At 66.1% G+C, this 26569-nt stretch carries 26 protein-coding genes, 1 other RNA gene and 1 riboswitch; of the genes, 13 read left to right on the top strand and 14 right to left on the bottom strand.

Annotated features, from left to right (window positions below):
* Positions 1-115 precede the first annotated feature (115 nt).
* Positions 116-1201: a bifunctional diaminohydroxyphosphoribosylaminopyrimidine deaminase/5-amino-6-(5-phosphoribosylamino)uracil reductase RibD gene (gene ribD / locus AC5P9L_RS00345; RefSeq protein WP_049397401.1), complete on the top strand. Its 1086-nt coding sequence runs from the start codon at positions 116-118 to the stop codon at positions 1199-1201.
* A 25-nt stretch (positions 1202-1226) separates the two neighbouring features.
* On the opposite strand, the gene AC5P9L_RS00340 is transcribed toward ribD, so the two are convergent.
* The 4 genes from AC5P9L_RS00340 to AC5P9L_RS00325 form a co-directional block, all read right to left on the bottom strand.
* Positions 1227-1640, bottom strand: coding sequence for a hypothetical protein (locus tag AC5P9L_RS00340; protein ID WP_223846467.1), 414 nt, complete (start codon positions 1638-1640; stop codon positions 1227-1229).
* A gap of 55 nt (positions 1641-1695) precedes the next feature.
* Complete coding sequence (locus AC5P9L_RS00335; RefSeq protein ID WP_133050600.1) at positions 1696-2607, bottom strand: hypothetical protein; 912 nt, start codon at positions 2605-2607, stop codon at positions 1696-1698.
* A gap of 129 nt (positions 2608-2736) precedes the next feature.
* Positions 2737-3621 carry a hypothetical protein gene (locus AC5P9L_RS00330; RefSeq protein ID WP_049397403.1) on the bottom strand — a complete coding sequence of 295 codons (885 nt, stop codon included), beginning with the start codon at positions 3619-3621 and terminating at the stop codon, positions 2737-2739.
* Between the two features lie 153 nt (positions 3622-3774).
* Positions 3775-4395, bottom strand: coding sequence for a hypothetical protein (locus AC5P9L_RS00325; RefSeq protein ID WP_049397405.1), 621 nt, complete (start codon positions 4393-4395; stop codon positions 3775-3777).
* Positions 4396-4582: 187 nt separating this feature from the next.
* A riboswitch (FMN riboswitch) is annotated at positions 4583-4728 on the top strand.
* A 74-nt stretch (positions 4729-4802) separates the two neighbouring features.
* Here AC5P9L_RS00325 and AC5P9L_RS00320 point away from each other — a divergent pair.
* From AC5P9L_RS00320 to thiL, 5 genes are all read left to right on the top strand, one after another.
* Positions 4803-5429: a riboflavin synthase gene (locus tag AC5P9L_RS00320; RefSeq protein ID WP_262101895.1), complete on the top strand. Its 627-nt coding sequence runs from the start codon at positions 4803-4805 to the stop codon at positions 5427-5429.
* Positions 5426-6526 carry a 3,4-dihydroxy-2-butanone-4-phosphate synthase gene (gene ribB, locus AC5P9L_RS00315; protein WP_262101896.1) on the top strand — a complete coding sequence of 367 codons (1101 nt, stop codon included), beginning with the start codon at positions 5426-5428 and terminating at the stop codon, positions 6524-6526. Before AC5P9L_RS00320 ends, ribB begins: the two co-directional genes overlap by 4 nt.
* 158 nt (positions 6527-6684) lie before the next feature.
* Entirely contained in the window at positions 6685-7152 is a 468-nt protein-coding gene (ribH, locus tag AC5P9L_RS00310) for a 6,7-dimethyl-8-ribityllumazine synthase (RefSeq protein WP_012479138.1), read from the top strand.
* Positions 7149-7628 (top strand): transcription antitermination factor NusB, encoded by a 480-nt coding sequence (gene nusB / locus AC5P9L_RS00305; RefSeq protein ID WP_012479139.1) that lies wholly within the window; start codon positions 7149-7151, stop codon positions 7626-7628. The genes ribH and nusB overlap by 4 nt, the downstream gene beginning before the upstream one ends.
* Before the next feature lie 202 nt (positions 7629-7830).
* A complete protein-coding gene (gene thiL / locus AC5P9L_RS00300; RefSeq protein WP_080334762.1) occupies positions 7831-8793 on the top strand; it encodes a thiamine-phosphate kinase in 963 nt (320 codons plus the stop codon).
* 113 nt (positions 8794-8906) lie between these two features.
* On the opposite strand, the gene AC5P9L_RS00295 is transcribed toward thiL, so the two are convergent.
* Together AC5P9L_RS00295 and AC5P9L_RS00290 are read right to left on the bottom strand one after the other, a co-directional pair.
* Entirely contained in the window at positions 8907-9629 is a 723-nt protein-coding gene (locus AC5P9L_RS00295; RefSeq protein WP_012479141.1) for a fimbrial biogenesis chaperone, read from the bottom strand.
* Between the two features lie 56 nt (positions 9630-9685).
* A complete protein-coding gene (locus AC5P9L_RS00290; protein WP_043033817.1) occupies positions 9686-10201 on the bottom strand; it encodes a fimbrial protein in 516 nt (171 codons plus the stop codon).
* A 198-nt stretch (positions 10202-10399) separates the two neighbouring features.
* Here AC5P9L_RS00290 and AC5P9L_RS00285 point away from each other — a divergent pair, with 198 nt between their 5' ends.
* The 4 genes from AC5P9L_RS00285 (at position 10400) to AC5P9L_RS00270 (ending at position 16716) form a co-directional block, all read left to right on the top strand.
* Positions 10400-11371 (top strand): fimbrial protein, encoded by a 972-nt coding sequence (locus tag AC5P9L_RS00285; RefSeq protein WP_158230244.1) that lies wholly within the window; start codon positions 10400-10402, stop codon positions 11369-11371.
* Between the two features lie 86 nt (positions 11372-11457).
* Complete coding sequence (locus AC5P9L_RS00280; protein WP_223846469.1) at positions 11458-13944, top strand: fimbria/pilus outer membrane usher protein; 2487 nt, start codon at positions 11458-11460, stop codon at positions 13942-13944.
* A complete protein-coding gene (locus AC5P9L_RS00275; RefSeq protein WP_012479145.1) occupies positions 13941-14444 on the top strand; it encodes a fimbrial protein in 504 nt (167 codons plus the stop codon). The genes AC5P9L_RS00280 and AC5P9L_RS00275 overlap by 4 nt, the downstream gene beginning before the upstream one ends.
* A gap of 271 nt (positions 14445-14715) precedes the next feature.
* Positions 14716-16716 carry an acyltransferase family protein gene (locus AC5P9L_RS00270; RefSeq protein ID WP_315974383.1) on the top strand — a complete coding sequence of 667 codons (2001 nt, stop codon included), beginning with the start codon at positions 14716-14718 and terminating at the stop codon, positions 16714-16716.
* A gap of 102 nt (positions 16717-16818) precedes the next feature.
* Here the strand turns inward: AC5P9L_RS00270 and AC5P9L_RS00265 are convergent, their stop codons facing one another.
* From AC5P9L_RS00265 to AC5P9L_RS00250, 4 genes are all read right to left on the bottom strand, one after another.
* Positions 16819-18204 carry an FAD-binding oxidoreductase gene (locus AC5P9L_RS00265; RefSeq protein ID WP_012479147.1) on the bottom strand — a complete coding sequence of 462 codons (1386 nt, stop codon included), beginning with the start codon at positions 18202-18204 and terminating at the stop codon, positions 16819-16821.
* A complete protein-coding gene (locus AC5P9L_RS00260; RefSeq protein ID WP_227415335.1) occupies positions 18201-18779 on the bottom strand; it encodes a metal-dependent hydrolase in 579 nt (192 codons plus the stop codon). Before AC5P9L_RS00260 ends, AC5P9L_RS00265 begins: the two co-directional genes overlap by 4 nt.
* Positions 18780-18889: 110 nt before the next feature.
* Positions 18890-19258, bottom strand: a complete 369-nt coding sequence (locus AC5P9L_RS00255; RefSeq protein ID WP_024957270.1) for a YraN family protein — start codon at positions 19256-19258, stop codon at positions 18890-18892.
* Positions 19248-20981 (bottom strand): penicillin-binding protein activator, encoded by a 1734-nt coding sequence (locus AC5P9L_RS00250; protein WP_227415336.1) that lies wholly within the window; start codon positions 20979-20981, stop codon positions 19248-19250. The genes AC5P9L_RS00255 and AC5P9L_RS00250 overlap by 11 nt, the downstream gene beginning before the upstream one ends.
* Before the next feature lie 81 nt (positions 20982-21062).
* Here AC5P9L_RS00250 and rsmI point away from each other — a divergent pair, with 81 nt between their 5' ends.
* Positions 21063-21881 carry a 16S rRNA (cytidine(1402)-2'-O)-methyltransferase gene (gene rsmI / locus AC5P9L_RS00245; RefSeq protein ID WP_005412235.1) on the top strand — a complete coding sequence of 273 codons (819 nt, stop codon included), beginning with the start codon at positions 21063-21065 and terminating at the stop codon, positions 21879-21881.
* Between the two features lie 153 nt (positions 21882-22034).
* On the opposite strand, the gene AC5P9L_RS00240 is transcribed toward rsmI, so the two are convergent.
* Positions 22035-22904: a nucleotidyl transferase AbiEii/AbiGii toxin family protein gene (locus tag AC5P9L_RS00240; RefSeq protein ID WP_172459916.1), complete on the bottom strand. Its 870-nt coding sequence runs from the start codon at positions 22902-22904 to the stop codon at positions 22035-22037.
* Positions 22901-23503, bottom strand: coding sequence for a type IV toxin-antitoxin system AbiEi family antitoxin domain-containing protein (locus AC5P9L_RS00235; RefSeq protein ID WP_227415337.1), 603 nt, complete (start codon positions 23501-23503; stop codon positions 22901-22903). The genes AC5P9L_RS00240 and AC5P9L_RS00235 overlap by 4 nt, the downstream gene beginning before the upstream one ends.
* A 253-nt stretch (positions 23504-23756) precedes the next feature.
* Here AC5P9L_RS00235 and rnpB point away from each other — a divergent pair.
* Positions 23757-24108: RNase P RNA component class A (gene rnpB, locus AC5P9L_RS00230), an RNA gene on the top strand.
* Between the two features lie 138 nt (positions 24109-24246).
* Here the strand turns inward: rnpB and AC5P9L_RS00225 are convergent.
* Positions 24247-24726, bottom strand: coding sequence for a DM13 domain-containing protein (locus AC5P9L_RS00225; RefSeq protein ID WP_049459440.1), 480 nt, complete (start codon positions 24724-24726; stop codon positions 24247-24249).
* Between the two features lie 317 nt (positions 24727-25043).
* Complete coding sequence (locus AC5P9L_RS00220) at positions 25044-25796, bottom strand: NRDE family protein (RefSeq protein WP_227415338.1); 753 nt, start codon at positions 25794-25796, stop codon at positions 25044-25046.
* Between the two features lie 313 nt (positions 25797-26109).
* Between AC5P9L_RS00220 and mraZ the strand changes: the two genes are divergently transcribed.
* The gene (gene mraZ / locus AC5P9L_RS00215) at positions 26110-26556 is read left to right on the top strand and encodes a division/cell wall cluster transcriptional repressor MraZ (protein ID WP_004143635.1); all 447 of its coding nucleotides are present in this window, start codon (positions 26110-26112) and stop codon (positions 26554-26556) included.
* Positions 26557-26569: the final 13 nt, after the last annotated feature.

Below are 26569 nucleotides of genomic sequence, written 5' to 3'. Positions count from 1 at the left end.
CTTCTGCCTTGGTGGGTGCCAACCTTGGTTGGCACAATGGCCGTTGCTCTGGTGGGGGCCAACCTTGGTTGGCACTGATGGCATGGATCTACGCCAGCGGCGGTACCATGGTGGCATGAGCATCCCGTTCTCCGTCCTCGACCACCTGCACATGGCCAACGCACTGCGCCTGGCCGAGCGTGCTGCCTATACCACCCGCCCCAACCCAATGGTCGGTTGCGTCATCGCCCACGGCGAACGCGTGGTCGGGCAGGGCTGGCATCAGCGCGCCGGCGGTCCGCATGCTGAAGTGTTCGCCCTGCGCGAGGCCGGAAGCGAGGCGCGTGGTGCCACCGCCTACGTCACCCTGGAGCCTTGTGCGCACTACGGGCGCACACCGCCGTGCGCGCTGGCCTTGATCGAAGCGGGCGTGTCGCGCGTCGTTGCCGCGATGCGCGATCCGTTCCCGAAGGTCGATGGTGGTGGCTTCGATCTGCTGCGCAATGCCGGCATCGAGGTTGCCGAAGGACTGATGGCGACGCAGGCGCGTGAGCTCAACAAGGGCTTCCTATCGCGCGTGGAGCGCAACCGGCCGTGGCTGCGGGTGAAGCTGGCGGCCAGCGTCGACGGTCGCACCGCGATGGCCGATGGCAGCTCCAAGTGGATCACCGGCCCGGCCGCGCGCGAAGACGTGCAGCACTGGCGCGCGCGCGCAGGTGCGATCCTGACCGGCGCCGATACCGTGCTGGCCGACGACCCGATGCTGACCGCGCGCCTGGCCGATACCGAGGTGATGCCGCCACTGCGCGTGGTGCTGGATTCGCGCCTGCGCTCACTGGAGTGCAGCCGTGTGCGCGAGGGTGGGGCACCGACGCTGTACCTGCACGATGCAGCGGTGAGTGCACCGGATGCGGCCGACGCCGAATTCGCCAGCGTGCCCTGCGTTGAAGGGCGGCTGGACCTGGGCGCGGTGCTGGCGCTGCTGGCCGAGCGCGGCATCAACGAAGTGCATACAGAAGCCGGCGCGACGCTGGCCGGTGCGCTGCTGCGCGGCGGCTGGGTGGACGAGCTGCTGCTGTACCAGGCCCCCACGTTGCTGGGCGATAACGGACGCCCGCTGCTGGCCGGCCTCGGCATCGATGCAATGGACCAGCAGCGCCGCCTGCGTGTGGTTGACCAGCGCCAGGTGGGCGAGGACATCAGACTGTTGTTGCGCCCGTGAGGGAATGACGGCATCTCCTGTGTCGTCAGGTGCCCTCGTCCTCGTCGGCGGGGCACTGCTCTGCCCATTGCTGCTTCCACAGCATGTGCAGGTCCCGGCAGTAGGCACCGAGCGCTTCCCCCGTCAGTTGCGTTGACTTCGACCGCAGCCTGCGCCGGCTGATGCCGTCGTCGTACTCGTCCGGCAATACCGTCGGCGCACATTCATCGTGGTATATCAGGAATGCACGGCAGTCGTCGTCTTCGCTCAGCTGTGCATCGATGTCCCTGTCGCGTAGCTGGTTCGACTCGAAGGCAACCGATGGGCGGATGATGAAGGTCTTGGGCCTGTGCGCTTCGGCCTGCCCACACACCATCAGCGCCAGCAGCATGACCGTGGTCGACCCTGTACGATGTTTCATGCGGTTGCCCCGGTGGAAGAGAGCAACAGCATTGACCATGCACACCGCAATGGGCCATGCAACGGTTCTGAAAGTGCGTTCGGCTGTTCGCGGCCTAGTGGCACTCATGCGTCCAGAGTGCCTGCATTGCGGGCCGCAAGGCCATGCATTGCTGCAGCAGCTCCGCCTCGGGAATCTGCTGTCGCCGCTTGCTCAGGGTAGTGGCCAGGTCACTCACCCCCTTCAGTTCCTGCGGCGCAATGCGTGCCATGCAGCGGCGATGCTGTTGCAGCAGGTCGTCACACTCGACGATGCCTGTCATCTGTGCGATGGCGTCACGCGTGCCCGCGCGGTCCAGGTGGCGCGGCTGTGCGATCAGTGCTTCGGTCAGAACCACGTATATGTCATGTTCGACGCGGCCGGAGGGGAAGTCTTCATTCGGATGCCTCGACTTCTCGCTGTGCCAGGCGGGTTCGCGAGTGGTCGATACCACGCGCGTGGTGCCAACGATCTCGTGGAAGGGGCCGTCGCGCAACGTCTCGATATAGGCTCTCCAGAAGCGCTGCTCGCTCTGCTCACCGCCATCGAAGACCGTAGCCTCGGACAGGTACCGAAGACGCTCGACATCGCCCACGCGGCAGCTGAAGTGCACGTCGGCAACCTGCATGCCTTCGGTCAGACTGTGCCATGCCTCGCTTCGGTAGGGCTTGCATCGGCTGTTGGCCAGAACCTGCAGCGCCCAGACAAGATGTGGCGAATCCACGCCGTCGATCGGATCGACATGGCGCTCGATGTTCCTCGTCCAGGTCGCCAGCAACTCCGCCATGGGCGGAGCATTGAAGAGATCACTGGTTGCACCGGTCCGGTCGGCCTGCTGCTTCTGGACAAGCATCTGCAGTGCGAAGTCGTTGCGTTCATGCATGGCCTGCAGATGCTGGGAAACGACGTCTTCCGGGGTTCTGTCGCGGGCAGTTGCCAAAGGCAGGTGCATGCCCAGGGCAAGCAGGCAGAGAAGAGGGCGGTGCACGGTGATTCCATCGGGACGGGGCGGGGGAGAATGCCCCCCGCCCCCAGGCCTGTCCATGCAACTCGTCCGAACCTGCGGCCGGGGTCGAGCCGGATATCGCCAATGCGGCTGCGTTCGGCCCCTGCGCCCTCACCTGCACTCGTCGGTCCACATCATCTCGGCGATCGGGCGCAGTGCCTTGCACTCCTGCGTCATCGCTTCGGCCGACTGCACCTGCGCCTTTGTTTTCAGTTCCTCGGCCATCGCATCCACGCCGCTGATCTGGTCCGGCGCGATCTTCGCCACGCAGGCGCGGTGCTGCTGCAGCAGCAGGTCGCAGCCCGGTACGCCGGTCACCTTCGGTGCGCTGGCGGCCTGCACGTCCTGCATCCAGTCTTCGAACGGTGCCAGTGCACCGGCCACGGTGCCTACCAGATCATCGAAGTTGCCGCTGTACCAGTAGCCATTGTCCTTGGCCGGGTACAGGGTGAAGGTGCCGCTGACCGGCACGCGCGCGCCACTCTGCAGTGCCTGGGTATAGGCATCGGTGAACTGCTTGCGCGAGGCCGGGCTGGCATCGGCGGCCAGGCTGGCGGCGAACAGCGGGCGCACCTTGCCCAGGTCGGGCACCTGGCAGCTGAAGCTGATGCGCGCCAGCTTCTGGTCTTCAACGTATTCGTTGTCTTCGACCACGCTCTTGGTCGCGCGGCACTTTGAATCGCGCAGGGCCTTGGCGTACAGCGCTTCAGTGGCCGCAGCGCCGGTCTTGTCACCGGCGCTGGCCAGCACGGTCTGCCACGGTTCGGCCAGGGCCTTGGCCAGTGCGCCCGGGGTCGGGGTCACCGCGTCCTGGCCTTCAAAGGCGGGTTTCAGCGCATCGTTGAGCGTGCGGGTAGCAGCCGCGTCATCTTCCAGCAGGGTGCGCGCGTACAGGTCGAAGGCCTGCTCGGGGGTCAGCTGGGCCGATGCGGCGCCGGCCATCAGCGGGGCGCACAGCAGGGCGCTGGCCAGCAGGGTACGGGTGAAGGTCTTCATGACGGTGTTTTCCTTTTCCAGAGGCGCGCAAGCCTAGCGCATCCAGCAGTACTTTCGATGGCGACCAGCGGTCACATGGTGGCTGCACACCGGCCAAAAAAACGGGCCCCTTGCGGGGCCCGTTCGATCGCTCGACGAGAAGCGATCGTTGGATCAGAAGCTGGCGCGCACGCCAACCGAGTACTGGGTGACGTCGCGGTAGCCGGAGATCTCGCCCACCAGACCCCAGGTCCTGGTGAAGTTGATCTGGCCGCCGACCGTGCCAACCCAGGTGCCCTTGAAGTTGTTGCCGCCATCCATGTAGCCGGCCTTGGCCCAGGCTTCGGTCATGCGCGACGGCTTGCCGCGGATACCCATGGTGACGCGGCCCAGGTTGGTGTGGTCCTTGCCGTGGTAACGCACGCCGTCATAGCGCAGGGTCGATTCGGCGTTCTGACGCACCCAGGCGGCATCGGCGGTGAAGTCCACGCGATCGGACCACGGCATGTGGTAACCAATGCCCAGCTCCGGCTGGTTGAGTTCCAGCTTCAGCGAATCTTCGCCGTAATGGCGGGTCTTGCTGGTACGCGACCAGCCGCCGAACACGTAGACCTGTTCGGCCAGCGCGACCGAACCACGCAGGTAGCCGCCGTCGACCTTCGGGTCGTCCAGTGCGTTGTCGTCAACCTTGACCTGCGTCCAGCCACCTTCAACGTAGGTGTAGCTCAGGGCGTCGGCCGACGCAGTGAACGGGGCGGCGGCCAGCAGGGCGGCCACGATCAGGATCTTGCGCATGGGAATTCCTGTGAATTTCAGTCCATTGGCGGGCCTGCCCTTGCGGCTGCCCGTGGCGACATCATGTCGTCCAGGGCAGGATTTTAATGAAAGTTTTACAAATTGCGAGCGACGGCCGTCACAGCTGTGGCATCCGACCCCGTTCAGCCCGGGCTGGTACACTGGCCAGGCCGGTTCGCCGGTACACAAACGTCTTCAGGGCGGGGTGCAATTCCCCACCGGCGGTAGGTGCGCAAGCACGAGCCCGCGAGCGCCCCGGCCCACGGCCGGGGGTCAGCAGATCCGGTCCAATGCCGGAGCCGACGGTCATAGTCCGGATGAAAGAAGACGGTGCCACAGGGCGAATGCCCTGCGTGCGCCTGTTTGCCTTGCGGCGTTTTTCGCTCACATCCTGCGGAGAACGTTTCTTGTTTACTGGAATCATCGAAGGCGTCGGTCGTCTGGCCGCTCGCGAACCCATCGGCGGCGATGTCCGCTTCACCTTCAATGTCGGGAATCTGCCGTTCGACAACGTGCAGATGGGCGAGAGCATCGCCATCAACGGTGTCTGCCTCACCGTCATCGCATTCGACGTCAGCAGCTTCCAGGCCGATGCCTCCACCGAGACCCTGGGCCTGACCACGCTGGGCCAGCTCGGCGAGGGTGCGGTCATCAACCTCGAACGCGCCATGCGCCCGACCGATCGTCTCGGCGGCCATCTGGTCAGCGGCCACGTCGATGGTCTCGGCCAGGTGCTGTCCATCCACGAAGACGCGCGTGCCCAGCGCTGGCGCTTCGCCGCGCCGGCCTCGCTGCGCCGCTACATCGCCAAGAAGGGCTCGATCTGCGTGGATGGGGTCAGCCTGACCGTCAACGAAGTGGACGATGAAGGCTTCGAAGTCGCCCTCATCCCGCACACCGTGGCCAACACCGCGTTCTCCGCCGCTGGCGTGGGCAGCGCGGTCAATCTTGAAATCGATCTGGTCGCCCGCTATGTCGAGCGCCTGATCAGCGTGCCGGCCAACGGTCAGCACCCGCAAGGAGATGCAGCATGAATTTCGCCCCTATTCCGGAAATCCTGGAAGACATCCGCCTGGGCCGCATGGTGGTCATCGTCGATGACGAGGACCGCGAGAACGAAGGCGACCTGATCATGGCCGCCGAGCTGGTCAAGGCCAGCGACATCAACTTCATGGTCACCCACGGGCGTGGCCTGGTGTGCTTGCCGCTGAACCGTACCCGCGCCGCCGATCTGGGCCTGGCGCCGATGGTGCAGGCCAATACCGCGCAGTTCCAGACCAACTTCACGGTCAGCATCGAGGCCGCCGAGGGCGTCACCACCGGCATTTCGGCACACGACCGCGCCCATACCATCCGTACCGCGGTGAAGCCCAACGCCAAGCCGTCGGACCTGCACCAGCCGGGCCACATTTTCCCGCTGATCGCCCAGCCGGGCGGCGTGTTGACCCGCGCCGGCCACACCGAAGCCGCCGTGGACATGGCCATGCTGGCCGGGCTGGAACCGGCCGGCGTGCTGGTGGAGATCCTGAACCCGGATGGCAGCATGGCGCGCCGCCCGGAGCTGGAAGTGTTCGCCCGCGAGCACGGCCTGAAGATGGGCTCCATCGCCGACCTGATCGCCTACCGCCTGGCCACCGAAAAGACCGTTGAACGCGTGGACGAGCGCGAGATCGACACCGAGTTCGGCCCGTTCAAGCTGGTGACCTACCGCGACCGCATCGCCCACGACCTGCATTTCGCGCTGGTTCGTGGCACGCCGGATGCGGAAACACCGACCCTGGTACGCGTGCAGGTGGAAAACCCGCTGGCCGACCTGCTGCACTGGCGCCGTGACGACTTCGGCGTGGCTGCCACCGATGCCCTGCGCGCGATCGATGCCGAAGGCGCCGGCGTGATGGTGGTGCTGCAGGCCCCGCGCGACGGTGAAGCCCTGCTGGCCCGCCTGCGCCAGCAGCCGGCGCCGGTGGTACCGGGCAAGGACAAGGACGTGAGCCAGTGGCGCCGCAACGGTGCCGGCGCGCAGATCCTGTCCGACCTGGGCCTGGGCAAGCTGCGCGTGCTGGGCACCCCGCGCCGCCAGATCGGCCTGGCCGGGTACGGCCTGGAAGTGGTGGAGACGGTCACCCTGTAATGGGAATTGCGGCCAGCGGCCGGCACTACCGGTGGGTGCCGACCCCATGCCACCGGTGGGTGCCGACCGTTGGTCGGCACGCCCTTGCGCCCCCGCCAGCCACGGCCGGGGCCCATCCACGCTAGAATTACCTCCTTATCGAATCCCCCAAGCCGCATATGAGCCACTACGAAGGCGATCTTCGCACTCCCGAATCGGCGCGCTTCGCCATCCTGGCCAGCCGCTGGAACGCCCGCATCACCGATACGCTGGTCGCCGGCGCCCGCCAGAGCCTGGCCGGCAACGGCATCGCCGAAGCCAACATCGACGTGATCCGCGTGCCGGGTGCCTGGGAGCTGCCGCTGGTGGCCGCGCGCCTGGCCGCCGCCCATGAACACGCCGCCATCCTCACCCTGGGCTGCGTGATCCGTGGCGACACCCGCCACTACGAACACGTGGCCGACCGCTGCGCCGAAGGCCTGATGCGCGTGCAGCTGGACTTCGGCGTGCCGGTGCTGAACGGCGTGCTGGCGGTGGAACGCGTTGAAGACGCCGAGGCCCGCGCAGGCGGCAGCCACGGCAACAAGGGCGAGGAAGTCGCACTCGCCGCATTGGAAATGGTCAACCTTCTGGAGCAGCTGCCATGAACAAGAACACCCAGGGCAAGCCCTCCGGTAAACCCGTCCGCCGCGATGGCGTCGACCCGGTGCTGCGCTCGCGCGCACGCCGTCGCGCCGTGCAGGCCATCTACGCCTGGCAGATCTCTGGCGGCAACGCCCAGTCGCTGATCGCCCAGTTCGCCCACGAGCAGGCCCGTGAAATCGCCGACCTGGCGTATTTCGAGGCGCTGCTGCACGGTGTGCTCGACAACCGTCGTGATATTGACGAAGCCCTCGGCCCGTACCTGGACCGTGGCATCGAGGAAGTGGACGCGATCGAGCGCGCGGTGCTGCGCCTGGCCGGCTACGAGCTGCGTTATCGCCTGGACGTGCCGTACCGCGTGGTGATCAACGAAGCCATCGAATCGGCCAAGCGCTTTGGTTCCGAACATGGCCACACCTACGTCAACGGCGTGCTGGATCGTGCCGCCGTGGAATGGCGCAAGGTCGAATCGGGTCACTGACCCGCTGCGTCCCGCATCGTTCATTGAACGGCGCGGGAATCTGCTTCGGTAGAGTCGACTGTCAGTCGACTGCCTTTCGATCAGCAGTCGTAGTGTCGGACCGGAGAGCAGTCGACTGACAGTCGACTCTACCCCCCCCAGCCGGTTCACCTGGTCGGCATCCGCGCCCGCCGCCCATCCATGCAACCCGCCGGAACGCCCCATGTCCCTGGCCGAATTCGCCCTCATAGACCGTATCCGCGCCCGCACCCTCGAGCGCGACGACATCCTGCTCGGCATCGGCGATGACGCTGCGCTGCTGCAGCCGCGGGCCAACGAACAGCTGGTGGTCACCGCCGACACGCTCAACAGCGGTGTGCATTTCCCGGTGGAAACCCGGGCCTTCGACATTGGCTGGAAGACCTTGGCGGTCAACCTGTCGGACCTCGCCGCGATGGGCGCGCGCCCGGCGTGGTGCACGCTGGCGCTGTCCCTGCCGGAAGCCTCTGAAGACTGGATCGAGGCCTTCGCCGATGGCTTCTTCGCCCTCGCCGACCAGCATGACATTGCACTGATTGGTGGCGATACCACGCGTGGCCCGCTGTCGCTGTCGGTTACTGCGATGGGACAGGTCGGCCGTGGCCAGGCATTGCGCCGCGACCGCGCGCAGGTGGGCGACGACATCTGGGTCAGTGGCACGCTGGGCGATGCCGCCGGTGCGCTGCGCCTGTGGCAGCAGGGCGCGCTGAACCTGGCCACCGCCACGTTGCTGGCCGACTACGAGAGCCTGCGTCTGCGCCTGCTGCGGCCGACGCCGCGCGTCACCCTCGGCCTGCGCCTGCGTGCGTTCGCGCATGCGGCGGTGGACGTGTCAGACGGCCTGCTGGCCGACCTGGGCCACATCGCCGCACGCAGCAACGTGGCCGCGCATGTGGATGCCGATTCGCTGCCGATCTCGCACGCGCTGCGTGAGCTGCTCGGCCGCGACGATGCACGCGACTGCGCACTGCGCGGTGGCGACGACTACGAACTGTGCTTCACCGCCGCCGCCGACCAGCGCGACGCACTGCACTACCTGGCCGAATCGCTGGACCTGCCGCTCACCCGCATCGGCCGCATTGCCGAAGGGCAAGGCGTGCACGTGGATGGCGAAGCCGCCGACGGCGGCTACCAGCACTTCGCGTGACCGGCAAAGGTCTGCACACGATTCGTATCCTGTAGAGCCGAGTCATGCTCGGCTGCTTCTACGCAATACATGAAAGGTGGGCGCAAGCTCGGCTCTGCATCAGCGACACGGGTCTACCGCTCAACGCGGGCTTCCGAATCGCGAGGTGTGCCGTAGTCATCCAGCCATGTGAATGACACTGACGCTGGGATGACTGCGCCATCCGGCAGTGCATAGCGTACCTGTGCTCCCGGCGCGATCATGTCCACCTCGACGCTGCGGCCGTCGGCAAGCGTCAACGAACTCAGCGACACGTGGTACGCGCTTGGGTTACGCACCTGCAGGCCATCGCCATCGCCGGACCACAGCAGGGCAGCTGCTGCATCGCGCGCATTGCCCGGCAGCCCTGCCGGGCGATGGAACAGCTTCACCCGCGTGCGCACTGCGAACTGAAGCAGGTTGCGGTCTGCAGTTCCGGAAGGCTTGGGCGGTATGTCCAACAGATTGAAGTAGAACACCGACTCGCGATCCATGGGCACCGGCGGATCCGAGGGGCGCGGTGCATAGGTGATGCGAAATGCCTGGGCATGCTGTGACAGCAGCAGGCGCGGTTCGGCCGGCGTCAGCCGGAAGGGCGTGCGTACATCTTCCGGTCGTGCGTGGCTGTCGCCATCGTCGATCCAGACCTGGGTCATGGCAGGCTGCTCGCCGACGTTGCTCGCTTTCACTGTGACATCGCGGCCCTTGGCGGCATCGTGCACGATGCGGGTTCCCTGCAGTGTCACGGCGGCCTGGCCGGGAAGGGCGAATAGGGCAGCCAGCAACGCGGACAGCCCCGAAAGGAATGAGAATTTCATGCGGCGCCTCGCTGGACGACGACAGCCTGGCGCATCCGGCCAGGCTGCCACGGAAGTCAGTCGTAGAGAACGACGAAGTCACCGGATGCGTTGGCCTGCCCGGCCTGCGCATTCTGTGAGGGCGATGCGTACCAGGCGCTATACGTCAGCTGTCCACTGCCACCGGCGGCAATCGTCAGCCACCGCGTCGGGTCATCACCGATGCGCTGGTGATTGTCGTCCGCGTCATACAGCGCAACCCCGACGTTGCGTGCTGTCGAGGCCGCTGTCAGTGCGAGATTGCCGGTGCTGTCATGCTGCGTACCACCGAAGCGGACGCCAACCTTCTGCGCGGCACCGGAGCCGCTGCAGTCAAGGTTGATGGTGAAGTTCTTCTGGCCTGCACGTGTTGCCGCGTTCACCGAGACAAGATCAACCTTGCCCATCGGCACGGTGATCGCGCCACCGGTCGTGCCGACCGTACAGGTGGACGTTTCCAGCGATCCGGTGATTTCCAGGCGCTCGGCGTGGGCCAGGGAGGGAATCGTCAGGGCCAGGAAGGCCCCGCACAGCAGTTGCGTTTGAAGGGGCATGGACTGTTCTCTCTGCAATGGAATCCTGCACGACAGCGATGTCGTGGGTTGGCGGGAGTCTGTCCGGGTGTAGTCCCCAACGATATGAAGAATGTTGCAAAAGCCCGTCATTGCGGCAATTGCAACTTTCTGCATGGGCGATGGCTCGGCAAGCGCGTACGGTGCGTGTCCCCGCCTTTGCCCCAGTAGATGCCAATGATGTCGCTCTGTCCTGCATACGCTGGCTGCCTCGCCCTGTTGGGAGCGACGGTTGCTTTCAGTGCGAGCGCGACCTGCCGCGCACCGGGGGGCGACGCACAGCTCGATCACGTTTTCGACGTCGCCTTTACCGACCGTGCCGATATCACTCTGGGCTTCCATTCTGGAATGCTGACCCTGGTCTGCGACGCAGGTGAAACGCAGATGGAGGAGCTGCTTCAGCTGACCGGAATGAAGTACGTTCGCGACGTGCCCTGGGGGAGCCGCGCGATTGCCGCCTACGAAATGGATTCCACCTCGCCCTTGTTGGCCTTCAGCTACAGCTATGGTGGCTGCGAAATATCCGATCCCGAATGCCCGATCGAGGAGGTCGAGGAAGGTGGCGTTCCGCTGCGCGACGGTGTTCCGAGCCGGTACTCGCTGAATGGAGCAAGAAAGAACGTCACCGTGCAGGTCATCGCGTTCTCACGGGGCGGACCAATGCACGACGTGGCCCGCCGGCCTGCGGGCTCCCTGCGCACGACGTCTGGCGGCACGGGTGGGTTCCATCGTTTCAACCTTGGTTTCCGCTTTCGTGCCCAGACCTGCGCGGTCACTCCGCAGAACGTCGACCTGGATCCGGTGGACGCGGTAACCCTGCAGCGCAACGGCAGCGCGGGCGAGAAGTCGTTCAATGTGCGCGTCAGCTGTGCCGCCTCCGGGCGCCGACTGGTTCTGGAGCTGGTGGACGTTCACGATCCTGCCAGCACGTCAAACACGCTGAAGGCGGCGCCGGGCAGTACCGCCAATGGTGTGGCAGTGCAGATCCTCAGTGGAGGGAATCCTGTGCGGATGAAAGCCCCCTGGACCCATGGCGCCGCATCAGGCAGTGCCCTGCCGGTTCCATTCAGTGCGCGCTACCTGCGCACGACCGGGACGCTGCGCACCGGATCGATACGTGGTGAAGCAACGTTGCTGGCAGATTACTACTGAGGTGCGTCGCGCATGAATGGAATGCGGGCATGATCCCTTCCACTACGCCGCGTCCAGGTCTGTGTGCTTCACGGCTTGCATCGGCCATGGCATTCGCTCTTTCGGGACTGGCGTTACCTGCCCACGCGGAGACCGAAACGGGCCTTGAATTCAGTGACGGCTTCCTCGTGGGTGGGCGAACCATCGATATGCGTCGCTATGTGCGCGGCAACCCCATGCCCGCAGGCGACTACCGCGTTGATGTGCTGGTCAACGGCCAGTACCTGCAGACACGCGACATCACCTTCGTAGCGGGCGACGACCCTGACCGGGCGGGTGCCTGCCTGTCTGCGGATCTGCTGCGGGAGCTGGAACTGCAGGCCACCTATCGAATGGCGCTGGAGCGGGCAACGGGTTGTATCGACCTGCCGTCCGTGATCGCGGGGGCAACAGTGACATTCGACAGCGGCACGCTGCAGCTGCTGATCTCCGTGCCGCAGGCTGCACAGGCGAGGGCGGCACGAGGCCTGGTGCCGGTTGAGCTACGTGATCCAGGCATCAACGCCCTGTTCGTGGACTACAGCGCCAGCCATGGCCGTAGTGCAGGCGTCGATCGCAGCCACCTCGGCCTGCGCATGGGTGCGAACATCGGGAGCTGGCGCTTCCGCCATCGCACCGCCTTCAACCATGCGCGGGGGCAGGTGCGCCGTACCACCATCAACAGTTACGCCCAGCGTGACATTCCCGGGTGGAACAGCCAGCTGTTGCTGGGTGAGGGCAACACCAGTGGGCAGCTGTTTGACAGTGTGCCGTTCACGGGGGTGCGTATCGCCAGTGATGAACGGATGCTGCCTGATTCACTGCGCGGATATGCACCGGTGGTACGTGGCATTGCCGACAGCAGTGCAGTGGTGCGCATCGAGCAGGACGGTGTTGTCATCCATGAAGTAAACGTCGCTCCAGGGCCGTTCGCGATAGACGATCTGTATCCCACCAACTTTGGTGGTGACCTGCAGGTGATCGTAATGGAAGCCGATGGCCGGCAGCAGCAGTTCACCGTCAGCTTCTCGGCGGTGCCACAGGCGCTGCGCGCGGGTACGTCCCGCTCAAGCGTGACCGCCGGTGCACTAAGAGGCCGTCACGTCCTGCAGCGGCTGGGCTTCGCCGAGGCCACCCATGCGCATGGACTGAACAATCGACTGACAGCTCTCGGGGGATTGCAGCTGGCTGAAGGATACGGTGCCGGCCTGCTGGGGGTGGCGGTCAACACTCCTGTCGGCGCGCTGGGCATGGACGTCACCCATTCGCGCGCCCGCCAGGCGGACGGGCGGCCCCTGATCGGCAACAGCTACCGGGTGAACTATCAGCGCTACCTGGCAGAAAGTGGCACCAACTTCGGGCTTGCGGCGTATCGTTACAGCACCCGGGGCTTCCTCACGCTGCACGATCTGGCAACGGCCCGCTCGGACGAGTGGCATCCAGTGGGACGTGCGCGCCAGCGCTACCAGCTGAACTTCTCACAGAGGATCGGGGAGCGCAGCAGCCTGCATCTCGACGGCGGCCACGTCGCGTACTGGGACAGCACGCAGCGCCAGAATGATCTGCAGCTGAGCTTCAATACCGTTGCGGGGAAGGTCAACTACGGCGTATCCGTCATGCGTTTCCGGCAGGGAAACGGTCGTCAGGACACCCGCTACGACCTCACGGTCAGTCTGCCCTTGGGATCCCACGGCAGCACGCAGCGGACCAGCACCCGCGTGGGTCGCTCTGACGGTGGAGGCCAGGCCCAGCTGAGCCTGACAGGTGCGGTGGGAGAGCGTCGCGCGCTCAACTATTCACTGTCTGGAGAGCAGCGGGCGGGCGGGGTACGCAGCAGCACTGCATTCGCCGATTATCAAGGCCGCTACGCACATCTCAGCGCGGGCTTCACCCGAGCCGGGCATTTCAGCAGTCACACGCTGGGGGCCGCCGGCAGCATCGCCTTGCACCGTGGTGGGATCACCCTGGGGCAGCCAGTGGGAGAGGGATTTGCGCTGGTGCAGGCGCCCGGCGCGCACGGCGCCCGCATCGGAGCCGGCGCTGATCTCCGTGTTGATCGCCGTGGTTATGCGCTGCTGCCGCACATCAGCCCTTACCGCTGGAACCGCATTGATCTTGACCCGTCCGGTTTGCCGCTGGAAGTGGAACTCCTACAGACCTCCCGGCGCATCGCGCCGACAGCGGGCAGCATCGTACGTGTTCCGTTCGAAGTGCGACGCGAGCGCTCCTTGTTCATCGATGCGACGGACGCGCTTGGGCAGCCGTTGCCGTTTGCCGCGCGCGTGCAGGAGGAGAACGGCACGCCGCGCGGAGCCGTTGGGCAGGGGGGCGTGATTCATCTGCGCGGTGCCCAGGATGAAGGAGCATTGATCGTCGATGCCGATGGCCCCAGCCGCTGTCGACTGCTGTACCGCATGCCCGCCAAACCTGACGCCTATGGCCTGTCCTGGACCCAGGCGCTGTGCACGCCAATGGGCGACGCCGGGTTGCGGGTAGAGACCGCGATTCCAGGTCCTGACATTCAATCTTCGCTTGCTCCAGGAGAATCTCCATGATCGATCAGTACCGTCATCTGCCGGCCATGCTTGCATTGCTGATGGCCGCATCGCCGGCCAGCAGCCAGACACTTTCCATCAGTGGCCGAGTGTTGCCGGGTACCTGTGCGCTGGCCACCCCCGCCATCACGCTCGACAGCGTCAAGGCCGATGCACTCAATGTGGGCAACAACAATCTCAAGACCAGCAATCTGAATTTCACCGGATGCATCGGCGTCACCAAGGCACTGCTTTCCTTTGATGGGACCGCTGCGGAGGGCGATGCCCTGCGGTGGAAAAACACGGCGACGAGCGAGCCCGCCAAGGGCCTTTCCATTGTGCTGCTGGCAGGCGCGAGCGGATCGACACCTCTGAAGAAGGGAGACAAGGACATTCCTGTCATAGTGACTGGAGCGACGGCCAGCTACACGCTGCGTGCGGGCTACTACCTGCCCTCCACCAGTGGTATCAACGCGGGCTCGGTGCAGACCGAGATCACCATCACAGCAACCTACCAGTAGTCTTCATCCAGTCGCTGCATGGGGAAGAACTCAGGTTCCAATGAGCTTGCCATTGCGAATGGATGCTTCGCCTCCATGCCGGATGACGTGCGCGTACGGCAATGACGACCTATCTCGCCTTGCCGATGTGCCGGCGAGGGGGGGAATGGTCGTCAGTCGACTGGGGTACACCGCGCGGAGAAGCAGATGGCAGGATCGAAGTCTTGACTGTATCTGAACGAAGGCCCCATCTGTCGTGATTGTCCATTGAGTGACTGTGCAGCCGGTGGCGATGCTGCCGGATCGCTCGCTACTGACCACGCGCATGTCCCCTCCCGAACGTTCCCACAACGCCGCCATCGATGGCCTGCGTGCATTGGCGGTGCTGGCCGTCGTGGTCTTCCACACCAATGCGGCGTGGTTGCCCGGCGGTTTCACCGGCGTGGATCTGTTCTTCGTGGTGTCCGGCTTCGTGATCAGCCAGTCGCTGGCCTCGCGCGCCAATGCGTCGCTGGGCGCAATGCTGCTTGATTTCTACCGGCGCCGCGTGCTGCGCTTGTTGCCGGCGCTGCTGGTGATGCTGATGGCGACCTTTGTGCTGTCGGCGCTGTTCATTCCCCGCGCGTGGCGCAACGAGCAGTTCGACCAGACCGGCTGGGCCGCGCTGATCGGCTTCAGCAACATCGTGCTGGCGGGTCAGCAGGACGATTACTTCTCACCCGGCGTGGAACTGAACCCTTTCCTGCACACCTGGACGCTGGGCGTGGAGGAGCAGTTCTACCTGGTCTTCCCGCTGCTGTTCTTCGTGTGGTTGCGTGGGCGTGAGCGCTGGCCATGGTCGCGTTGGCTGTTGCCGGTGTTGACCCTGCTGTCGCTGGCGTGGGCAGGCTGGCAGGCGCAAACGGCACCGGCGGCGGCGTTCTATCTGCTGCCCGCACGGTTCTGGGAGTTGGCCGCGGGCGCGCTGCTGTACCAGTGGATGCGCACGCGCACGCCGGGCCAGAACGGGGATGCGGTTGCCGTGGCCGGTCTGGCGCTGCTGGGTGCAGGCGTGGTGATTGCACCGCAGCTGGCGATGCCGGTTCCGGGCGTGCTGGCTACCGTGGCTGGCACGTTGATGCTGCTGGCGAGTGTGTCGGCGCCGGGTACATCGCGCATCGGCCGCGCATTGGGGTGCGCGCCGCTGGCGTATCTGGGCAGGCTGTCCTATTCGCTGTACCTGTGGCATTGGCCGCTGCTGGTGCTGCTGCGCTGGACCTGCGGCCTGCACGGTGCTGCGCTGTGGCTGTATCCGGTACTGCTGCTGGCGGTGTCGGCCGCGTCCTACCACTTCATCGAGCGCCCGCTGCGCAGTGCGGCGCCGCTGCTGCGGCTGGCACCGGCCAAGGTGCTGGCGATGGGGCTGCCAGTGGTCGCGCTATGCGGCGCAGGCGCGTGGGCTACGGTGGAATACCACGAGCAGATCTCGCTCAGCGTTACCCGCGATGGCTACGCATGGCAGGCGCGTCGCTATCCCGCATGGCGGTCGCTGGAGCCGGTGAGCGCGCCGGCGCTCGAAGGGCGGCGCCTGTTCGTGGTGGGGGATTCGCATGCGGCGGCCTACCGCACCATGACCAGCATGGTCGCGCGCCAGACCGGCATGGAGATGCGCCAGGATGACCGCGGTGGTTGCAGCTTCGTCAATCTACTGCGGGCCAGCCCGGCCGACTGTCGGGACTTCATTGAAAACGCATTGTCGAGTATCGAGCGTGAGGCGCGTCCGGGTGACATCGTGCTGCTGGCAGCATTGCGCATGCCGGAGCTGCGTGGGTTCGATTGGCAGCGCCAGGATGCACAACAGATCTATCAACAGCTGTTGGACGAGCGCACCCCGGCCCATGCACAGGCCGCGCGTGACGAGGCTGATCGTGTTCTTGGGCGTTTGCAGGAGCTGGCCGTGCACGTGGTTGTGGATGCACCGCTGCCGTTGTTCAAGGCCGGGGCCTACCGTTGTTCGGATTGGTTCAACCGCCGCAATCCTGCCTGTGCCGGTGGCCTGAGCATGCCGCGTGCCGATCTGGAAAGGCTGCGCGCGCCGCAGATGGCGTTGCTGGCCGAGCTGGCGGCGCGCTATCCATGGCTCACGGTGTGGGACCCGCTACCGTTGCTGTGCGGGCCGCAGACCTGCTCGGCGGTGGAAGAGGGTGAACCGCTGTTCTTCGACAATGATCACCTGAGTGGGCATGGCAACCGCGTGCTGCTGCCCAGCTTCCGGCAGACGCTGATCGATAGTGCAAGCGACAAGTCCTTGTAGAGCCGAGCCCACGCTCGGCTTGCCACGCGCAGCGCGGGCTTGATCGGGACCGGGTCGACGAGCAGCCGAGCATGGGCTCGGCCCTAAAGGAGTGCACGCGGCCTATGCCAGCGGCAGCACCTTGCCTGGATTGAGGATGCCGTCCGGGTCCAGCGCGGCCTTGATCGCGCGCATCGTCGCCAGCGTGGCCGGGCTGAACGCCTGGGCCATGAAATCGCGCTTGGCCAAACCAATGCCATGCTCGCCGGACAGCGTGCCGCCCAGTGACAGCGTCAGTTCGAAGATCTTCGGCAGTGCGGCATGCGCGCGTGCGTTCTCGTCGGCGTCGTCCGGGTGGTAAAGAATGTTGACGTGCAGGTTGCCGTTGCCAGCGTGACCGAAGGTGACGATGGTCAGCGTGTAGTCGCGCGCCAATGCCTGTACACCGGCCACCAGTTCCGGAATGCGCGACACTGGCACCACCACGTCTTCATTGATCTTGCCGGGCGCGACCGTCCGCAGTGCCGGCGACAGCGCCTTGCGCGCCGCCCACAGCTGGTCGCGCGCGCGGCCTTCCATCGCCACGTCCAGCTCGATCATGCCGTCGCCTTCGGCGGCGCTGGCCAATGCCTGCAACAGATAGGGCAGGGTGTCGTGGTCACCATCGGCCTCGACCAGCAGCATCGCACCGGCCTCCGGAACATCGGCGCCATTGAGCCGCAGCAGCTCCAGGCTGCGTGCGTCCATGAATTCCAGGCGGGTGGGTACCACCGGCTGCGACATCAACCGCGACACGGCGGCTGCGGCGGCATCCGCATCGCGGTACAACACGCGCAGCCCGGCCTGGCTGACCGGCAGCGGAGTGAGCTTGAGGGTGGCTTCCACGATCAGCGCCAGCGTGCCTTCGCTGCCCACCAGCAGGTGGGTGAGGTCGTAGCCGGTGGAATCCTTGGTGTAGGCACCACCGCAGCGGATCACCTCGCCGGTGCCGGTGACGGCGACCAGACCGAGTACGTTGTCGCGGCTGGTGCCGTACTTCACCGCGCGCGGGCCACCGGCGTTGCAGGCCAGGTTGCCACCCACGCTGCAGATCTCCGCGCTGGATGGGTCCGGTGCCCAGAACAGGCCATGTGGCGCCAGCGCCTGCTGCAGCGTTCCATTGAGCACGCCGGGCTGCACCACGGCGCAGCGATCACCGGCACGGATCTCCACGATGCGGTCCATGCGGGTGAACGACAACACGATGCTGCCCGGCAACGGCACGGCTGCACCGGTGGTGCCGGTGCCGGCGCCGCGCGCGACCAGCGCTACGCCATGCACGCGACAGGCACGCACCAGTGCCTGCACCTGTTCGACGCTGGCGGGCAGCGCGACGGCAGCGGGGCGCTGGTGGCGCCACGAGTTGTCCTGCGCGTTCGCCTCCAGCGCGTTGTCATCCATGCGCCAGCCCTCCGCGCCCAGCAGGGCAGACAGTTCGGCAATCAATGCGGCGGGCAGGGCAGTACTCATGACAGATCTCGTGGGGCAGCAGGAGCGGGTTGGATCAGTTTCCAGGCAACAACGGCGCCGGCCAGCGGCAGCCAGACCCAGCGCAGTTCAGAGAGCAGGGTAGCGATGCCGCGCGCGCTGAAGAACTGCGGGGCAAACGGTGAAACGCGGATCGGCCGCCACGGGGCGAAGAAGCGCTGTTCGCTCCACGGCCAGGCCAGGGCAACGCCAAGGCCGCCGGAGGTCATGGCGTCGAGCAGGGGATGGCTGGCCGCGCAGATGAAGACGAACACGGTGGCTTGCATGGTCGATGCCACCGTTGGCCGCGCCTTGGTAGGTGCCAACCTGGGTTGGCACAATGCAGACCACAACGCCGCCAATGCGGCCAACACCCCGGCAAACAACAACGAATGGCTGGCACCGCGATGGCCGAACGCATCGGCATAGGGAATATGCAGGGCAAAGGCCAGTACATCGGCATCGGGCAGCATCGCGGCGACCACACCGGCGGCCAGCAGCCATGCCGGAATGCGGCCACGATCCGCGGCGCACCACAGCGCCAGCGGCAGAGCAGCATGGGTGATGATCGAAGGCATCAGTCACACACCGTGGTCGTGCCGGCCTGGCTGCGCTCTGGTAGGTGCCAACCTTGGTTGGCACAGAAGCGCCGACCAAGGTCGGCCTCTACCAGGGCGGACGGAAACCATCAGCAATCATCCAGCCGGAACGCATCACGCAGCCACCGCAGCTGCGGCGGCTCGCCGGTGGCGTCGACCACATCAAAACGGCAGGGTGCATTGGCCAGCGCCGGGTTGTCCTGCAGGTACAGCTGCGCGGCGTGCGCCAGGCGTCGGCACTTGCGCACATCCACCGAAGCGGCACCGCCACCGAAATCCGATCGCGCGCGATAGCGCACTTCCACGAACACCACGGTGCCGGCATCGTCCATCACCAGGTCCAGTTCACCGCCGCGATAGCGCACGTTGCGCGCACGCGGCTGCAGTCCCGCCTGTTGCAGATGCTGCTCGGCGGCGGCTTCCACCGCCGAGCCACGTTGGCTGCGCTCAGCGACCACCGACGATCGGCATCGGCCGGCCGCCATTGAAGGTGGACCATGCCGGCTGGCGCAGGATGTTGCCGTTGCTGTCCAGGAACAGGGTGCCGGTGGCACCGTCCAGGCCGCCTTCGTTGGACAGCTTGTCCAGATAGGCGGTGATCTTCCAGGCATCGGCGCCGAAAGCGAACAGGCGGCCGGCTGCACCGCGTGCGCTGGGCAGGGTGCTCGCGACCTGGCTGGCCGACGGCAGGCCCGACACGCTGCGCACGTTCCAGGCTTCATTCGGGTAAACGATGCCGTCCAGCGCCACGTCTTCTTCCACCTTGCCGCTGCCGATGGTGAGTTGCGAGGTGCCGACGCGGGTGGCGCCGCCGGCACCGGCCAGCGCCAGCTGCGGCGCCAGCAGGCGCGCCTGCGGCGCACGCACGGCGAGGAATACGGCATCGACCTGGCCGGCATTGCGCACCTGCGCACCGACATCGCCGACTGCATCGCTGACGCCGATGGTGGCCACCACCTGGCCGCCACGCTGGGCGAAGCGCTGGGCGAAGGCGGCGGCGGCACGGCGGCCGGTATCGTCGGCGCTGTTGATCACCAGCGCCTTGCCGCGCTCGCGACCACGCAGGTATTCAGCGGCGACAATGCCGTCATCTTCCGGTGCCAGCGAGAAACCGGCGCTGCCGGCCGGCGGCGCATCCTTGCCACGGTTCAGCGCCAGCACCGGCACCTGCAGCTGCTTACGGCCGTACACCGCGTCCACTTCGTCGCGGCCCAGCGGGCCGACCACGAAGTCGGCACCGGAGGCCACGGCCTTGTCATAGGCGGCGAGGGCACCGGCCGGGGTACCCGCGGTGTCGATGAAGTTGATGTCCGGGCGGCGGCGGGTCTCGCCGTAGTACGCGGCCAGCAGGCCATCGCGCACCGGCTGCGCGGCGGTGGCCAGGCGGCCGCTGAGCGGCAGCAGCACAGCCAGCTTGGCCGGCGGGCGGTAACCGTCGCTCATCGCCGGCGGGCGCTTGCTGGTGTCGAACTGGGCGGCGCCATCGCGGTCGAACGGTCGCGGCAGCGGCAGGCCGCGTGCGATCAGTGCGCGGCCGGCGAAGTTGTACAGCGGGTCGTTGGCCGGCAGGGCGGCGGCACGGCTGCGCAGGGTGGCGTCGTCGAGGGTACCGAGCAGGCCGGCGATGGCGGCCTGGTTCTCGCTGCGCGCACTGCCGGTCAGGCTGGCATGGGCGCGGGCACGTTCGGTGGCGGCGCCGAAGGCATCGCCGGTGCCCTGCAGCGCAGTGGCGCGGGCCAGATACCAGCGCGTCCGCAGTGCCGGCAGCACGTTGTCGCCGTGGTCCTTCAGCAGGGCCAGGGCCTGCCCCGGCTGCTTGTCGGCCAGCGCCAGCTCGGCACTGGTCAACTGGTAGCGCTGCAGGCTGGCGCCGGTCAGCTGGCGGGCGGTGAGCTGGCCCAGCAGGCTGCGCGCGCGGGCGCTGTCGCCGGCCAGGTGCCAGGCCCAGGCCGCATCGGCCAGGGCATTGGCGCGGGCTCCGCCGCGCAGGGTGGCAGCCAGGCCTTCCAGCTGCAGTGCGGCGTCGCGCGGCTTGCCCTGGTCGATCAGCGCCAGCGCCTGGCTCTGGGCCGGCGATTCGGGCGCGCTGGTCAGGCTGGTGGTGGCACAGCCGGCCATCAGCATCAGCGACAACGACAACGACAACGACAGGGCGGAGATCCGTGCGGCGGGCTTGTTCATGATCGGGTCCATGCGATGAGGGCAGCGGCCTTGGCCGGGTACACGCTACGATTCTACCCTTGCCCCGTGAGTACCGCTGAAATGAGTGTGCCAACCCTGTACGTCGTCGCCACCCCGATCGGCAACCTGGCCGATCTGAGCCCGCGCGCGCAGGAGGTGCTGCGCTCGGTGGCGGCCATCTGTGCCGAAGACACCCGCCGCAGCGGCCAGCTGCTGTCCCATTTTGGCATCCAGCAACCGCTGGTGGCCCTGCACGAACACAATGAAGAGGCCCTGGCCCAGCGCTTGGTCTCGCGCCTGCAGGCGGGCGAGTCGCTGGCGCTGGTGAGCGATGCCGGTACCCCGCTGGTCAGCGATCCCGGCTTCCGCCTGGTGCGTGCCGCGCGTGCGGCGGGCATCAAGGTCAGCCCGATTCCCGGTGCCTGTGCTGCCATCGCCGCTTTGAGCGTGGCGGGCCTGCCCAGTGACCGCTTCAGCTTCGAGGGTTTCCTGCCGGCCAAGGCCAGCGGCCGCCGCGACCGCCTGCAGGCGCTGGCCGGTGAAGTACGCACGATGGTGTTCTACGAATCCTCGCATCGCATCGCCGAGTCGCTGGCGGACATGGCGGCGATCTTCGGCGGCGAACGCCCTGCGGTGCTGGCGCGTGAGCTGACCAAGCTGTTCGAGACCGTGCTCGATGGCGATCTGGCCGGACTGCTGGCGAAGGTGGAAGCCGACGAGAACCAGCGCAAGGGCGAGTTCGTGGTGATGGTGCAGGGCGCTGGCGACGATGAAGAAGCGCAGTTGGCGCATGGCCGCCGCGTCTACGCCAAGCTGAGCGAGCATCTGCCGCCGTCGACCGCGGCGAAGCTGGCGGCAGAGTTGACCGGTGCACCGCGCAAGGCGTTGTACGGCAGTTGATGGATCGTGCGGACCAAGGTCCGCACCCACCAAAGCGGAATCCGCACCCACCAGAGCAGCGGAATCGGTAGATCCACGCCATGCGTGGATGAATGGGCCGCGCCAGGGTCTGCACCTACCCGGGCGGAACCGATGGCGCCAGGCCCTGCGACGTCAGGACTGTACGGTTGTGTCGAGGGTGTCCAGATAGTCGGCAATCTCGGCAATCACCGAAGAGAGATCCGGCGCGATCAGGCGATTCCTGCGCAGGAAGGCGCGCCACTGGGTCTGCTTCTGGGTATCTGCGGCGAACGACTGTGTCAGTCCGTAGGGCAAGGGGGGCGGCGCCGGGGTCCCTCGCCGATCAAACGTCGCGCCAATGGCCGCAACAAGGTGTGGACGATCCATGGCGTCTTCGCGGACCAGTGCCAGCAAGTCGAAGAAGTCCTTCATCCTGCTGTTTGCGATGCCCAGTGCCGCAATGGCCTCCAGCTTTTCGGCAAACACGGTCTCGCGCGGATAGACGTGCAGGCAGGGGAGAGGAAAGCCATCCAGCATCACCGGGTAGGCGATTTCCGGCGGTGGGGGAGTCACCGCATCGCCAAACCCCACGTCCCACTGTACGTGGCAGCGCGAGCGGCCAAGATGTGCGGTCAGGCGGATTCGCAACCCCTCATACTCCGCTTCTTCGCGGGTGGCCTCGATGGCGATGCTGCCCGGGTCGAAGCATAGGCCGTCGTCGTCCGGTATTGCACAGAGCGACCGTGCGATGTGCAGCAGATGGTCGGGATCTGCAGAGCCGAATCGCAGAAAATCGGCATCCCGCGTGGGACGGTGGGGCGCGTCGAACCACACTGCAAACAACATGGCGCCCTTCAGCAGGAACTGGTCGCGGTATCGGGAAGCGGAGAGTCGGTAGAGCAGGCGCTCAACGGCGAACCGGTCCAGCACGAACTGAAAGTCCTCGCCTCGGCTGCGAGCGAGATCGAGCAGCCGTTGCCGGATGGAAGCAACGCGCTGGGGGAGTGGTGGAGAGTGGGTCACGCCAGGGCATCGAGGTACGGTCTCATCAGTCTGGCAACGCGGCAGATCCGCGCATACTCCATCAGCGCATCCGGCGTGGTCGCACGGCTGTGAAGCGCGTCACGCAGGGCTTCAATTGCGACATCAAGTCCTACGAGATTGCGGAACTTGAAGCAATCGACGACGGTTTTGGCTACATTGCTGACGTATATGAGATGTTTGCCTACGCGACGCTCTTCCAGCCCCGCGTTGAGGGTCTTTGCCGACATGCGGACCACTCGGAGGGGCGGCCAATCGATCCGCGGAACGCGGTCGCTGTTGCCGATGGAGACCCAGCGTTCGAATGGCGCCTGGGTGGTCAGGCCATGCAGGCGCAGGGCACTCAACAGGCACAGACGGGGGTGCGGCAGGCGTTCGGCAATGATCCGCAGTCCATCATCGGTGTCGTCACTGTTTCTTTCCGCCAACGCGTAGACGCCACGAGACAGCCGGATCAGCGCACCGGCCTCGACCAGTCGGGTCAGCTGGGCGCGGGCGATCCCGGCGGTCACCAGCTCGCGGGCGCGCAGGGTGCCTGCGCGTCGCAACAGCTTTCGTGCGTTGGCCTCGGCGTTTCCCATGACGGCATTGTTCCATAACGTCGGGTGTTTTTAATATCAACCGACAAAAAGGAACATTGTCGGCTACGAAGCGTGAATGGTGCGGACCAAGGTCCGCACTCACCAGAGCGGAATCCGCATCCACCGGAGCGGTATGGGTTTCGCCGGGCCCTGTCCGGCGAATCGGTAGATCCACGCCATGCGTGGATGGATGAACCGGATGCCGCGATCAGCACGGCAGGAAGGGCGTGCGTAGGCTAGAATGTGCGCTGGCGGAGCCGGCCAGACAGTCGCGTCATCCCTTCGGGGGTGCCGAGGAAAGTCCGGGCTCCATAGGGCAAGGTGCCAGGTAACGCCTGGGCGGCGCAAGCCGACGGAAAGTGCAACAGAAAGATACCGCCTACGTCTTCTTCGGAAGGCCGGTAAGGGTGAAATGGTGCGGTAAGAGCGCACCGCGAGTCTGGCAACAGACCGGCACGGCAAACCCCACCTGGAGCAAGACCAAATAGGGATCCTTTGGCGCGGCCCGCGTTGGATCCGGGTAGGTTGCTTGAGCGTTGCGGTGACGTAACGCCTAGAGGAATGACTGTCCACGACAGAACCCGGCTTATCGGCCGGCTCCGCCTCTTTCTTCTACATGCGTGCTTCCATATGCGTGAACCGCGCATCGGTAGTGCCGGCCGCTGGCCGGCAGCTTCACGCTGCCAGCAGCGGCGGACAGAATACCGGCCAGCGGCCGGCACTACCTCGACGTCGCGCGGTCCTCAACCCGGCGTACGGTACTGCCCGGCGGAGATGAACTGCTCGAACCGTTCACACCACACCACCACGGTGGTGTATTCGTCCACGTCCACGTTCGCAGGCACCTCCACCAGGAAGCGGTTGAAGGTCTTCACCTCGCCGATGCGCTGGGCCTGCGCCTTGATCTTCAGGAAATCGGTCTTGTTGTCGACAAAGTCGCGGACCAGGTAGACCTTGTAGTCCGGCCCCGGGCCCATCTTGCCGTCGAACGCGACCTGGCGGGCGCTGACGCTGACCTTGCCTTCGGCCCAGTGCACCGCGTCGCTGCCCTTGAGGTCGTGACGGAAGGTGGTGTGGTAGCGGGCGTCGCCCATTGCCGCCTGCACCTTCGCGACCGGCGGGTCATCGGGAGCGATCAGGATCGGCAGCAGGTAGATGCCCAGGCCGAAGCCCAGGCCGAGGGTGAGCAGGTGGGTGGCGAGCAGGATGAGGGTACGGCGCATGGGGCCTCCATGTGGATGTGGATCGCGCGGCATGGCGCCGGGCATGACCACCTTGGGAGGTTGCGGGCGGCATTTATAGACACAGTGCGAGACGCAAAAAGGGCACAGTGGGACGACCGCAGCGGCGCAGGCCCTGTGGCGCGGGCGAGAAGCCGCTGCGCCGGGAAGCTGAATGACGCCGTTGGCAGTCCTGGAGCGGGTAGTGCCGGCCGCTGGCCGGCAGCTGCGTGGCCTGCCTGAAAATCCGGAGGTTGCCGGCCAGCGGCCGGCACTACCCTGCTGGAAAGAGATGCCGGCCGGCGGCCGGCACTACCGGGTCAGAAAATGACGTGGCTCTGTCCGTTGGCTGCACCCTGCGGGCCGAAGCGGCGCTCGTGGATCTCGCCGTGGCCATCGGCATCGATCAGCAGCACGGTGCTGGCGCGGGTGCCGTAATCGTCGCCGCGGATGAAGGCCGGGCTCAGCCAGCGCTCGCGTTCCAGGCCGATGCCGGTGTCGGGCAGGTCGCTGTCGGCGGGGCGATGTTCGTCGGCCAGCGCGGCCCAGAGCGGGGCCAGGTCCTCATCGCCGGCCTTCAGCCACGCCGACAGCGCGTCCATCAGCCGTCGGGTCTTCGGCCAGGGCGCGTCCAGCGCGCCGTTGGACATGCCATGCACACCCGGGCCCAGGCTCTGGCGCTCGGCGGGGTGGTTGCCGAGGTACTCCAGGCTGTCGCCATCGGCCAGCAGCAGGTTGAAGGGTGCATACGCGCCCGCCACGGTGGCCAGCCGGTCGATATGCACGGCGGCGGAGTCGCGGCCGCGCAGGAAGTCGGCCACCAGTGCACCCCGGGACGGGCCGGTCTGTGCGGCCAGCGGATCACGGACATTGGTGACCACGGCCATGCGGCCGCCGGCGCCGACGCCGGCCCAGCCACCGCCGGAGCGCAGGTCGCGCCCTCCGATGACGGAGGTCTCATCCTGCCAGGGGGCCAGCGCCGCGGTCGGGCGGGCGTGGAACTCATCACGGTTGCCGGTCATTACCAGCCGCCAGCGCGGGTGGTGCATCCAGCCAAGAGCGAGCAGGCACATGGCCTCATTGTGCATCGTTTGCGCAGTCCGGCGGCGTTTCCGGATGAATGCGCGGGCGATGTTTCACGCCTTGTCCACAGCCCTGAACTTCCGTTCAATCTCAAAAATTGAGACGGATCAGCAACTTGTGGATAAGCCTTGAACAATTCTCTAAAGGTTGTTGCAAGCCATTGATGCGGCTGGCGATTTCCCCGCTGAAAAGTTGTTGACAACCCTTCGGCCGCTGCTAAGGTGGGCATCAGAGGGAAATCCGGGTGTTTTGTGGGTTTTCGTGGTTCAATGTTTCACCGGGCGAAGGATAGGTGCACGCGTCGTGTTCCAGGGCGAGACGGCCATCACAGTTGACGATAAAGGGCGCATGGCGGTTCCCACCGCTTACCGCGACCTCGTCGCGCGCGCCAGCAACAACCGTCTCGTGCTGACCTACAACCCGTTCGAAGCCGGCTGCCTGTGGCTGTATGCAGAGTCGGAATGGGAGCGGGTCCGCGACGACGTCATGTCCAAGCCCAACACCCAGCGCGTCGTGCGCCTGTTGCAGCAGAAGCTGGTCGGCTCGGCCGCCCATCTGGAGCTCGACGGCAACGGTCGCATCAGCATCCCCGCCAGCCACCGCGGTGCGGTGGGCATTGAGAAGAAGGCGGTATTGCTCGGTATGGGCGACAAGTTCGAATTGTGGAGCGAGCAGGCGCATCGGGCCCTGATCCAGCAGACGTTGTCTGACGAGGATCTGGGTGATGGGTTGCTCGACCTGAAGTTGTGAGCCGGGGTGCCCG

It is taken from the genome of Stenotrophomonas sp. YJH_SMC_64, from assembly GCF_059371375.1.
This window is presented reverse-complemented; position numbering and strand designations above follow the sequence as displayed.

Excerpts from the sequence above, each read along its gene's own strand:
- AC5P9L_RS00220 (WP_227415338.1), bottom strand. The coding sequence starts at position 25,796 with ATGTGCCTGCTCGCTCTTGGCTGGATGCACCACCCGCGCTGGCGGCTG.
- AC5P9L_RS00340 (WP_223846467.1), bottom strand. The coding sequence starts at position 1,640 with ATGGTCAATGCTGTTGCTCTCTTCCACCGGGGCAACCGCATGAAACAT.
- AC5P9L_RS00275 (WP_012479145.1), top strand. The coding sequence starts at position 13,941 with ATGATCGATCAGTACCGTCATCTGCCGGCCATGCTTGCATTGCTGATG.
- AC5P9L_RS00250 (WP_227415336.1), bottom strand. The coding sequence starts at position 20,981 with ATGAACAAGCCCGCCGCACGGATCTCCGCCCTGTCGTTGTCGTTGTCG.
- AC5P9L_RS00280 (WP_223846469.1), top strand. The coding sequence starts at position 11,458 with ATGGCATTCGCTCTTTCGGGACTGGCGTTACCTGCCCACGCGGAGACC.
- nusB (WP_012479139.1), top strand. The coding sequence starts at position 7,149 with ATGAACAAGAACACCCAGGGCAAGCCCTCCGGTAAACCCGTCCGCCGC.
- AC5P9L_RS00270 (WP_315974383.1), top strand. The coding sequence starts at position 14,716 with ATGCTGCCGGATCGCTCGCTACTGACCACGCGCATGTCCCCTCCCGAA.
- AC5P9L_RS00285 (WP_158230244.1), top strand. The coding sequence starts at position 10,400 with ATGTCGCTCTGTCCTGCATACGCTGGCTGCCTCGCCCTGTTGGGAGCG.
- AC5P9L_RS00235 (WP_227415337.1), bottom strand. The coding sequence starts at position 23,503 with ATGGGAAACGCCGAGGCCAACGCACGAAAGCTGTTGCGACGCGCAGGC.
- AC5P9L_RS00265 (WP_012479147.1), bottom strand. The coding sequence starts at position 18,204 with ATGAGTACTGCCCTGCCCGCCGCATTGATTGCCGAACTGTCTGCCCTG.
- rsmI (WP_005412235.1), top strand. The coding sequence starts at position 21,063 with ATGAGTGTGCCAACCCTGTACGTCGTCGCCACCCCGATCGGCAACCTG.
- ribD (WP_049397401.1), top strand. The coding sequence starts at position 116 with ATGAGCATCCCGTTCTCCGTCCTCGACCACCTGCACATGGCCAACGCA.
- AC5P9L_RS00325 (WP_049397405.1), bottom strand. The coding sequence starts at position 4,395 with ATGCGCAAGATCCTGATCGTGGCCGCCCTGCTGGCCGCCGCCCCGTTC.
- AC5P9L_RS00260 (WP_227415335.1), bottom strand. The coding sequence starts at position 18,779 with ATGCCTTCGATCATCACCCATGCTGCTCTGCCGCTGGCGCTGTGGTGC.
- AC5P9L_RS00330 (WP_049397403.1), bottom strand. The coding sequence starts at position 3,621 with ATGAAGACCTTCACCCGTACCCTGCTGGCCAGCGCCCTGCTGTGCGCC.
- ribB (WP_262101896.1), top strand. The coding sequence starts at position 5,426 with ATGAATTTCGCCCCTATTCCGGAAATCCTGGAAGACATCCGCCTGGGC.
- AC5P9L_RS00225 (WP_049459440.1), bottom strand. The coding sequence starts at position 24,726 with ATGCGCCGTACCCTCATCCTGCTCGCCACCCACCTGCTCACCCTCGGC.
- AC5P9L_RS00290 (WP_043033817.1), bottom strand. The coding sequence starts at position 10,201 with ATGCCCCTTCAAACGCAACTGCTGTGCGGGGCCTTCCTGGCCCTGACG.
- AC5P9L_RS00295 (WP_012479141.1), bottom strand. The coding sequence starts at position 9,629 with ATGAAATTCTCATTCCTTTCGGGGCTGTCCGCGTTGCTGGCTGCCCTA.
- ribH (WP_012479138.1), top strand. The coding sequence starts at position 6,685 with ATGAGCCACTACGAAGGCGATCTTCGCACTCCCGAATCGGCGCGCTTC.
- thiL (WP_080334762.1), top strand. The coding sequence starts at position 7,831 with ATGTCCCTGGCCGAATTCGCCCTCATAGACCGTATCCGCGCCCGCACC.